The organism is Methylophaga sp. UBA5088, assembly GCF_002414625.1.
GTDB lineage: Bacteria > Pseudomonadota > Gammaproteobacteria > Nitrosococcales > Methylophagaceae > Methylophaga > Methylophaga marina.
On record NZ_DIAC01000119.1, the window covers coordinates 1 to 2,594 of the forward strand.

General features: G+C 45.5%; 2 protein-coding genes and 1 pseudogene. 2 read left to right on the forward strand and 1 reads right to left on the reverse strand.

All coding sequences use genetic code 11. The features are described from left to right. A pseudogene (locus tag B4K20_RS17095) lies at positions 1–172 on the forward strand (acetyl-CoA carboxylase biotin carboxylase subunit); the annotation flags it as partial. A 24-nt stretch (positions 173–196) separates the two neighbouring features. Next, a complete protein-coding gene (gene oadA, locus B4K20_RS14880) occupies positions 197–1,996 on the forward strand; it encodes a sodium-extruding oxaloacetate decarboxylase subunit alpha (protein WP_289283512.1) in 1,800 nt (599 codons plus the stop codon). A gap of 2 nt (positions 1,997–1,998) precedes the next feature. Here the strand turns inward: oadA and B4K20_RS14885 are convergent. Further along, positions 1,999–2,594 (reverse strand): Slp family lipoprotein (locus tag B4K20_RS14885; RefSeq protein WP_289283513.1); only part of this gene is annotated, 596 nt, incomplete at its 5' end.

Here is a 2,594-nt window from a genome sequence, read left to right on the forward strand (position 1 = left end):
CACTGAGAACTACTACAAACAAATTCTCAATCATCCTGATTTCCGATCTGGTCATTTCGACACAAGTTTTGTGCCTAACCATCCGGAATTACTTAACTATTCGAATAAACGACGTCCCAGCGCAGTGGCGCTGGCTTTGGCCACTGCAATTGCAGCCCATGCAGGCTGGTAAGCCTTAAACACTGCTGGAGATTTTATGAAAAAAATTGAAGTTACTGATGTCATTCTGCGTGATGCTCACCAATCACTTATCGCCACTCGTATGCGCACTGACGATATGCTGCCTATCTGTGACAAGCTCGATCAGGTCGGTTATTGGTCACTGGAAGTCTGGGGCGGTGCCACATTTGATGCCTGTGTTCGCTACCTAAAAGAAGATCCTTGGGAAAGACTCAGACAATTAAAACAAGCCTTACCCAATACCCGTTTACAAATGTTATTACGTGGCCAAAACCTGTTGGGTTACCGCCATTATGCTGACGATGTGGTCAGTGCTTTTGTCGAGCGTGCGGCTGAAAACGGTATTGATGTATTTCGTATTTTTGATGCGCTGAACGACCTGCGTAATCTGGAAACCGCCATGAAAGCGGTCAAAAAAGCCGGTAAACATGCTCAAGGTACGATTAGCTACACCACCAGCCCGGTTCATACTCCTGAATTGTTTGTAAAACAGGCCAAAGATCTACAAAAAATGGGCGCAGACTCGATTGCCATTAAAGATATGGCTGGTCTATTGGCTCCTTATCCGACCTACGATTTAGTGAAAGCCATTAAATCAGAAGTCGACTTACCTTTAGTTATTCATTCTCACGCGACTTCTGGTCTGGCAGCACAATGTCAGTTAAAAGCCATTGAAGCGGGTGTGGATCGTATTGATACCGCCATTTCTTCATTTGCCAGCGGTACCAGCCACCCAGCGACTGAATCTCAAGTTGCTGCATTGCGTAATACAGACTGGGATACTGGCCTTGATTTGAACCTGTTATCCGAAATTGCCGACTATTTCCGTGACGTTCGCAAAAAATACCACCAGTTTGAAAGCGAATTTACGGGCGAAGATGTGTCTGTCCAAATCAATCAGGTTCCGGGCGGCATGATGTCAAATCTGGCCAACCAATTAAAAGAACAAAACGCACTGGACAGAATTCGCGATGTGTTTGCTGAAATTCCACGCGTTCGTGAAGATCTGGGTTTTCCACCATTGGTGACACCCACATCACAAATTGTGGGTACTCAGGCGGTATATAACGTCTTAGCCGGTGAACGTTATAAAACCATCACTAATGAAGTGAAACGTTATCTTCAGGGTGGCTACGGTCAGCCACCCGCACCTGTTAATGCACAATTGCAGAAAAAAGCCATTGGTAACGAAGAAGTGATCGACTCTCGTCCTGCTGATGCGCTGGCACCAGAGCTGGATAAACTCAGAGCCGATATTGGCGAGTTAGCGACATCAGAAGAAGATGTACTGACTTTTGCCATGTTCCCGGATCTCGGTCGTGAATTCTTGCAACAACGTGCTGAAGGCACATTGAAACCTGAGCCATTATTACCTGTTAGTGAAGCTAATAATGATAAAGAAAGCATTGCTACCGAGTTTAAAGTGGATGTCCATGGTGAAAGCTATGACATTGCCATCACCGGTGTAGGTGATGTTGGCGGTGGTAAACGTAAGTTCTACATATCTATCGATGGCATGCCAGAAGAAGTCACTTTCGAAGCGTTAAATGAGTATGTAAATGATGGCGGTAATACCGGTGGTCGTAAGAAAGCCACCGATCCGGGTCATGTCACAGCACCGCTGCCTGGCAATGTGGTTGAAGTTCTGGTGAAAGAAGGCGACAAAGTGGAAGCAGGTCAGGCCCTATTAGTCATGGAAGCCATGAAAATGGAAACCGAACTACTGGCTAATATCGCTGGAACGGTTAAAGCATTACACGTGAAGAAAGCCGACCGTGTGACACCAGGTGAAACCTTAATCGAGATCGTCGAATAAGCTTACCAATAAAGCCCATTATAGTAACGCCATGATGGGCGTAAGCCTGGCCCGTAATACGGGCCATAGGCGAACGGGTCATAATAATAAGGATGACTCCGCCAATAAGGATCACGCGAATAGTCCGCTTGCGTCCAGCGGTACAATTCAGAAGAGATCACAACCGGTAAGCTCATTGATTTCTTATCGATTGTGACGGTCTCTTTCTTCTCAACCGTGCCGGCAACAGTGATTAATGTACCCGCTTTATAGATATATGGATCGATAAAACTTTCAGAATGAATTAAAAATCGTCCTTGGCTGACACCATCACTATCCGGTCTTCCAAAACTATTTAGTGGAAACTGTACAACATGAATCGTTGAGCCATTATCATCATTTTCCACTTTAATGACTTGTCCCCCCCAACGTATCACTTCACCTTTGTGCTGTTCAGCTTCAACAGCGACCTGACTTAACTGCCAGTCAGGGCTTGGGGCTTCTTTAATCGCCATTGGCAAATTACTACATGCGCTCAGCAGTAACATTAATAGAGGAAATAAAGCACGCATTGCTTGTACCTTCATTTGTTCAATAGCTGTGTGACCAGAGCGGTATT

Excerpts from the sequence above, each read along its gene's own strand:
- oadA (WP_289283512.1), top strand. The coding sequence starts at position 197 with ATGAAAAAAATTGAAGTTACTGATGTCATTCTGCGTGATGCTCACCAA.